Origin of the sequence: Candidatus Hakubella thermalkaliphila (genome assembly GCF_013281975.1) — a bacterium.
GTDB classification, from domain to species: Bacteria; Actinomycetota; Humimicrobiia; order Hakubellales; family Hakubellaceae; genus Hakubella; species Hakubella thermalkaliphila.
The window spans coordinates 1-7,370 of sequence record NZ_BLRZ01000098.1; the positions used below are offsets into that span (position 1 = coordinate 1).

General features: G+C 51.0%; 5 protein-coding genes and 1 rRNA gene. All 6 read right to left on the bottom strand.

Going from position 1 to position 7,370, the window contains the following annotated elements; translation table 11 throughout:
* A 16S ribosomal RNA gene (locus tag HW443_RS08565) occupies positions 1–613 on the bottom strand; the annotation flags it as partial.
* A 407-nt stretch (positions 614–1,020) separates the two neighbouring features.
* Positions 1,021–1,335 (bottom strand): ROK family protein, encoded by a 315-nt coding sequence (locus HW443_RS08570; protein WP_176229100.1) that lies wholly within the window; start codon positions 1,333–1,335, stop codon positions 1,021–1,023.
* 17 nt (positions 1,336–1,352) lie between these two features.
* A complete protein-coding gene (tyrS, locus tag HW443_RS08575) occupies positions 1,353–2,582 on the bottom strand; it encodes a tyrosine--tRNA ligase (protein WP_258188992.1) in 1,230 nt (409 codons plus the stop codon).
* Between the two features lie 108 nt (positions 2,583–2,690).
* Positions 2,691–4,439 carry a DNA polymerase/3'-5' exonuclease PolX gene (polX, locus tag HW443_RS08580; RefSeq protein ID WP_176236980.1) on the bottom strand — a complete coding sequence of 583 codons (1,749 nt, stop codon included), beginning with the start codon at positions 4,437–4,439 and terminating at the stop codon, positions 2,691–2,693.
* A 253-nt stretch (positions 4,440–4,692) separates the two neighbouring features.
* The gene (gene argH, locus HW443_RS08585) at positions 4,693–6,117 is read right to left on the bottom strand and encodes an argininosuccinate lyase (RefSeq protein WP_176233164.1); all 1,425 of its coding nucleotides are present in this window, start codon (positions 6,115–6,117) and stop codon (positions 4,693–4,695) included.
* On the bottom strand, positions 6,095–7,312 hold the full coding sequence (locus HW443_RS08590; RefSeq protein ID WP_176236016.1) for an argininosuccinate synthase: 1,218 nt from the start codon (positions 7,310–7,312) through the stop codon (positions 6,095–6,097). The genes argH and HW443_RS08590 overlap by 23 nt, the downstream gene beginning before the upstream one ends.
* Positions 7,313–7,370 lie beyond the last annotated feature (58 nt).

Sequence of the window (7,370 nt, forward strand, 5' to 3'; positions counted from 1 at the left end):
GCCCAAGGCTTTCACATCTGACTTGAAAAAACCGCCTACGCGCTCTTTACGCCCAATAAATCCGAACAACGCTTGCCCCCTCCGTCTTACCGCGGCTGCTGGCACGGAGTTAGCCGGGGCTTCCTTGCCGAGTACCGTCAGCCCAAAGGACCTTCTTCCTCGGCCGACAGAAGTTTACAACCCGAAGGCCTTCTTCCTTCACGCGGCGTCGCTGCGTCAGGCTTTCGCCCATTGCGCAAGATTCCCCACTGCTGCCTCCCGTAGGAGTCTGGGCCGTGTCTCAGTCCCAGTGTGGCCGGACACCCTCTCGGGCCGGCTACCCATCATAGCCTTGGTAGGCCATTACCCTACCAACTAGCTAATGGGACGCGGACTCATCCAGAAGCGAAAGGCTTTGAGGGCCCAACTTTTCTTTCCCCCCCATGCGAAGGAGAAAGATTATCCGGTATTGTCCTTCCTTTCGGAAGGTTATCCCGGTCTTCTGGGTAGATTACCCACGCGTTACTCACCCGTTCGCCGCTATCCAAAAAGCAAGCTTCTTGGACCGCTCGACTTGCATGTGTTAAGCACGCCGCCAGCGTTCGTTCTGAGCCAGGATCAAACTCTCCATGAAAAATGTCAAGACTTCTCAGCCTTTTACTTCTGCAGTAGAGTTTTCACCATCAAATACAAACCGGTAATGAATTACCGGGAGCTGGCTTCAGACACACTATTTAGTTTTCAAAGAACAACTCTCCCCAACTGTGAGTAGAATATCATCTAGCCTGCTCACTGTCAAGCCCTCTGGGCTAGATTCTTATCTGAGGCAACACGGCCCACAATAAAATTGCCACCATCTGGTGGCAACAAAACTCCCGATTTTAAGCTCGCTTGTCACTCTTCGACTTCCTATCGAGCTTTGTTGCCCTCCTTATATTCAGTTGTCATCTGTATATCTTCCCGATGCTGTAACAACAATTCTCCTTGCCCTTGCAGCACCCACTGGAACAATTTGAATTATAGTCGCTCTATCACTATATGTCAAGAGGCATACCTCTTTTGTTCAACCAGGCCCTTAAGAGGAACATTGTGCCACCCGCGCAAATTGGGAGGAGAGATAACCACCCCAGTCCTGACGTTGAGAGGTCCTGGTGCACCGATACCTATACCCATCACATCCTCCCGCTCAAGATCAGATCTACTCATAATCTTCTGAATGACTTCGATTATACGCCCTACTACAGCCGAGGGACCTTCCGCGGCATTGGTCAGTACCTGGAGGCGGTCCAGGATCTCCCCTTCCTGGTTAAGTAGCCCAGCGGCAATTTTGGTGCCCCCCAGGTCTACGCCGATCAAATTCTTTGGCAAATATCTCAGATCAATCGGACAAACCTCCGCTTACCCACCTGAAGAATAGATCTCTTTAATTGATCCTGGTTCAGCTCCAGCTCTACATCGGCAACAGTCTCGCCATTAATTTTTACGCCACCCTGTTCGACCAGTCTTCTGGCCTCACTGTTAGTATTAGCAAGACCAGCCTTTCTGAGTAATTGGACAATCCAGATTTTTCCGTCCGAAAGATCTATGACAGAAGAAAGAAAAAGCTCCGGAATATGGGAAGGGAGCTCATGATCTCTGAAAATCTGGTTGAACTCCCTCTCTGCTTCCCGGGCTTTCTCCTCAGAGTAGAAACGTTGGACTATCTTCCGGGACAACATCCTTTTTACATCCCCTGGGTTCAGAGAACCTTCATCCATTCCCTTCTTAAGGCGAAGAATCTCCTGGGGATCCAAATCTGTGGTTAGCTCCAGATAGTCGATGATGACACTGTCCGGAATAGACATCACTTTTCCGAAGATCTCCTGGGGCTCCTCACTGACACCGATATAGTTACCCAGACTTTTGCTCATTTTGTTAACTCCATCGGTACCCACAAGGAGGGGCATGGTCAGGATTATCTGGGGTTCCTGCCCATACTCACGTTGGAGATCCCGGCCCACCAGCAGGTTAAATTTCTGCTCTGTGCCTCCCAGCTCTACATCGGCCCCTATGGCTACCGAGTCGTAGGCTTGCATAATGGGATACAGAAACTCCAGAAGACTGATGGGTAGGCCGGACCTGAATCTCTTTTGAAAATCGTCCCTTTCCAGGAGTCTGGCCAGAGTAAATTTGGAGCTTAAAAGGATTATATCCTCCAGTTTCAGGGGCTCCAGCCACTGGCTGTTGAACAGGATCCTGGTCTTATCTTCATCCAGGATCTTGAAGACCTGTTCTACATAGGTCCGGGCATTTCTCTCAATTTCCTCTGGTTTAAGGAGTGGTCGCGCTTCAGATCTTCCAGAGGGATCACCGATCCTGGCTGTATAGTCACCGATAATAAGAATGGCCACATGGCCCAGATCCTGGAACTCTCTAAGTTTCTCCAGAACTACGCAATGACCCAAATGTATGTCTGGAGCTGTGGGATCCACACCCAATTTGATTTTCAGGGGACGATTGTATCTCAAGGAGCCAGCCAGTTTCTTGGCCAGTTCCTCCTCCGAAATCAGCTCCACGGCCCTGGACTTGATTACCTCTAACTGTCCCTTTATTTCTGCTTCCAACTCTCTCCCCTTCTGTGAGCTGGTTCCCCATATTAACATATCGAAGTTCCCAGGTCTATTGCTCGAAGGAATTGGAAGAGGAATCCAGATGGGACTGTCCAAACGAAGTTAGAGCCTGGCCTTCTTACGCCCAAATATCTTCAGAAGTTCGGGCAGAGGGTAAGTATTGATAAGGTCTTTTTTCTCCAACCAGCCTCTTCCAGCCGTGGCCACCCCAAAGCGGATGAGCTCCATATGCTGAGTACTGTGGGCATCCGTGCCCAGGGAGAAAATTATGCCGTAACGCCGGGCTCGAAAGATGTCGTCATCTTTAAGATCCAGACGATCGGGAAAGGAGTTTATTTCCAGGATGGTACCAGTCTCTGCCGCCTTCTCCAGCACCGTTTCCAGATCAAGCTGGTAAGGCTCTCTCTTGTTGATGATTCTTCCCGTGAGATGGCCGATGGTGGTGACGTAGGGGTTTTCCATGGCCCGGATTAGCCTTTGGGTCTGCTCCTCTCGGCTCCGGCCAAAACCTCCATGAATAGAGGCCACCGTAAAGTCAAACTGAGCCAGGATCTCTGGATCGTAGTCCACACTGCCATCCAGCCCTATATTGAGCTCGCTCCCCTTAAGAATGCGAATTCCTCCGAGCTTTTCATTAAGATAGTCAATCTCCTCAAATTGCCTCTTTAGATCCTTGACTGTAAGCCCCGAGGCCACCTTCAGATTAAGAGCATGATCAGTCAGGCCCACGTATTCATACCCCATCCTCTTAGCCTCCAGAGCCATTTCCTTGATGGAGTTGCCTCCATCAGTATAGGTGGAGTGGACGTGGAGATCTCCTCTCACTTCTTCCAGAGAGACGATCCTGGGTAGCTTACCCTCTTTGGCCATCTCCACCTCCCCCCGGGCCTCTCGAAGATAAGGGTGAACAAACTGCAGTCCCAGTCGTCCGTAGATCTCCTCTTCCGTAGCCGAGACCACCAGACGGTCACTGGCTCTCTCAAAGAGCCCGTACTCGTTCAACTTATAGCCCAGGGCTACGGCGATCTCCCGCACCTGGACGTTGTGCTCCTTGGAGCCGGTAAAATACATGAGAGCCGAGCCGTAACGGTCGCGCTCCACCACCCGCAGATCTATCTGGATGCCATCTGCCGTACGAATGCTACTCTTGGTATCTCCTCGGGCCAAAACTTCGTAAGCAGAGCTGAGGTTACAGAATTCGCCTATGACGTAGGGCCGCTCAGCGCTTCCAGCAAGAATGTCGATGTCTCCTATAGTATCCCTCATGCGGCGTAAGCTGCCTGCTGGGGAGATGAGCTCCAGGCCAGTTCTCCTCCTGAGCTCCTCCACAATGCGCCGGGAGATGCTATCAGCCCTGAAGATGGTCAATCTCTCTCTATGTCGGCGGTACTGTTCGATACCTCGCAGGATGTTCTGCTCCGTCTTTTCTCCAAAGCCAGGGAGATCCCGCAGTCCGTGATCCTTAATCAGTACTACCAGGTCTTCTATGGAGCGAACCCCTCTTGATTCAAAGAGAGCCTTGGCCCTCTTAGGCCCCAGGCCAGGAATCTCCAGGAGCTCCAGGAGGGTGGGAGGGAACTGGAGGAGGAGTTCGCGATGCTTCTGGCATTCCCTACCCTGTAGAATTTCCCAGATATTTTTGGCGATGGAGGAGCCGATGTTTTTGATCTGGCGAAGCTCCTCCTCCCCTTTGACCTCGCTGAGGTCGAAATCCAGCTTATCTACAGTATCGGCAGCCCGAGTATAGGCCAGGGTCTTAAAGTAAGTCTCCCCTTTTATTTCCAGAAGCTCGGCTATCTCCCGCAGGATTTTGGCTATATCTTGATTAGTAACGGTGATGCCGGTGGCCATGGGCATTTTTATCCCCCGCCTCCACTGCTAAAACCCTGCCAGCACTGTTTTTGGTTTCGGTCTACTTGCCGTAGATGTCTTCCCCATCTATTTCTGGCGGAACTGCAAAAACCAGATTTTGGGTCAATTTACCGTCCGATTTAGATTCGCAGGGGGGCCAAATACTGAAATTTGGCCCTTCTTGCAGGGACGCCATTTCTCCATTGACAAGTTTAAAAGATCCCTGTAGTTCTCCCACCTATTTTAGGCATCTCTATACAAAATAACATCTTTCTCTCAACTTGCGAAGATCTTCCTTTTTCTCCTCCACCCACCGGGTGGTTTCTTCAATCTGATAAGCTACCTGTTGCCTGGCAGTACCACCCACAATGTTCTTGGAGGCAATGCTTTTGGACAAAGAAACTACCTCATAGATATCCTGGTCAAAATGGCGATCAAACTGCTTGTAGATATCCATCCCTAATTCCTCAAAGGTGAGGGAGTTCTGAGAACAATAAAGAACCACCTTGCCCACAATATGATGGGCTTTCCGGAAGGGGACTCCCTTCTTCACCAGATAGTCAGCCATATCGGTAGCAGTCAGAAAACCCCTACTCGTGGAGGCAGCAATCCTGTCCTGGTTTATTTTCGTGCTCCGAAGAACATCCCCTACTAGAGGAAGGATTTCTTTAACCGTATCAGCAGTATCAAAAACGAGTTCCTTGTCTTCCTGCAGATCACGGTTATAGCTTAAAGGAAGACCTTTAAGAACTACCAAAAGGGAGCCGAGGTTACCTATAACCCTTCCGACCTTTCCCCTGACCAGTTCCCAGATATCGGGATTTTTCTTCTGAGGCATCATGCTGCTTCCAGTAGCATAGCGGTCAGAGAGCTCAATAAAGCCGAACTCGGAGGTACTCCACAGAATCATCTCCTCTGCCAGACGACTGAGATGGACCATCAGAATGGAGGCATTGCTCAGGAACTCCAAAGCGAAGTCTCGATCGCTTACGGCGTCCATACTGTTTCGGGTAATTCTGGAAAATTTGAGCTCTCGGGCCAACATCTCCCTGTCCACGGGATAGGATACACCAGCCAGAGCTCCGGAGCCCAAGGGCATGTGATCAGTATGTTCGAAATTAATCTCCAGCCTTTCATAGTCCCGGCGGAGCATCTCCCCATAGGCCATGAAGTGATGGGAGAGAAGAACCGGCTGGGCCCTCTGTAGATGAGTGTAACCAGGAAAGAGAAGATCCAGATTATGGTGGGCCAGAGACAGGACCACTTCTATGAGCTCCCCCAAGAAAGCCATAATTTTGGCCTGCTCATCTTTGAGGTACATCCTGAGGTCAAGGGCTACCTGGTCATTGCGGCTGCGGGCGGTATGTAGCTTGCCCCCAATTTCGCTGCCCACCTTCTCCACTACCCCTCTCTCTATGGCAGTGTGGATGTCCTCATCGCTCTCCAGATAGGAGAACTGATCATGGAACATCTCTTTCTCCACTTCCTCAAGAGCAGCCACAATCACCTCACCATCGCCCTCCGAAATTATGCCACAAGAAGCAAGCATTCTGACGTGGGCTATGCTGCCCAGGATGTCATAGCGATAAAGCCTCTTATCGAAGGACAAAGAGCTGGTGAAGGATAGAGCTCTCTTTTCTGTCTCCTGGGTGAATCTACTGCCCCAGAGCTTCTTCATCCGCTTCGTCTCCCTTCAGGGCCCAGGTTCGCATGGGCAGGCCATAAAGCTCGATAAATCCCCTGGCACTCTGGTGGGAGAAGAGATCACCCTTTCCATAAGTAGCCAGAGCGGGATCGTATAGAGAGTAATCAGATTTCCTGCCTACCACCACACACCTGCCACATTCTAGCTTGAGCCGAACTGTTCCATTGACTCTCTCCTGGGTAATAGAAATGAAACCGTCCAGGGCCTCCTTAAGAGGGGAAAACCACTTGCCGCTATAGATAAGATCGGCATAGAGGTAGTCAACGCCTCTTTTGTAGTCCAGAACATCCTTGGGCAGCACTAAAGATTCCAGATCGGCATGGGCAGTAATCAAAATGGTGGCCGCCGGGCACTCATAGATTTCCCGAGATTTTATACCCACTACCCGATCTTCCATCATGTCGATCCTCCCCACACCGTAGGTGCCGCCCAATTGGTTTAGTCGGCGAAGGATCTCTACCCTGGAGAGGGAGACCCCATCCAACTGTACCGGAATTCCCCGCTCAAAGACTACTTCCACATAGAGAGGGTCGGCGGGACACTCCTTGGGAGAGCAAGTCCATTCATAAACATCCTCACCAGGCGCATACCAGGGGTCTTCCAGGAGGCCACACTCAATGCTCCTCCCCCATAGATTTTCATCTACGCTATAGGGGGAGCTCTTGGTCACGGGAATATCCAGCCCGTGCCTCAGAGCGTATTCGATCTCTTCCTCCCGGCTCATCTTCCACTCCCGGGCGGGAGCAATAATATCCAGGTAAGGATCTAAAAGAGCCACCGAGACATCAAAGCGCACCTGATCGTTCCCCTTGGCAGTACAACCGTGGGCCACGGCTCTAGCCCCATACTCATGAGCATGAGCTACCAGAGCCTGAGCAATAAGAGGTCTGGCCAGAGCAGTAGATACCGGGTATTTCCCCTGATACAGGGCATTGGCTCTAAGAGCTGCCGCAATATACCCTTCTACAAATTCTTCCTTGAGATCTACCAACAACGCTTCTTTGGCCCCATTGGCTAAAGCTCTCTTCCTGATGACTTCCAGGTCCCCGGGCTGGCCCACATCAGCCACCAGAGCTACCACCTCGAAATTGCAGTTGTCCTGTAGCCATTTTATGGCCACCGAGGTATCTAATCCCCCTGAATAGGCTAAAACCACCAGATTCTTCATATCATCTCCCTTGAAAATAACCCAATTTTCATGCGACGTGGTGCGCCGCGGTGCATGG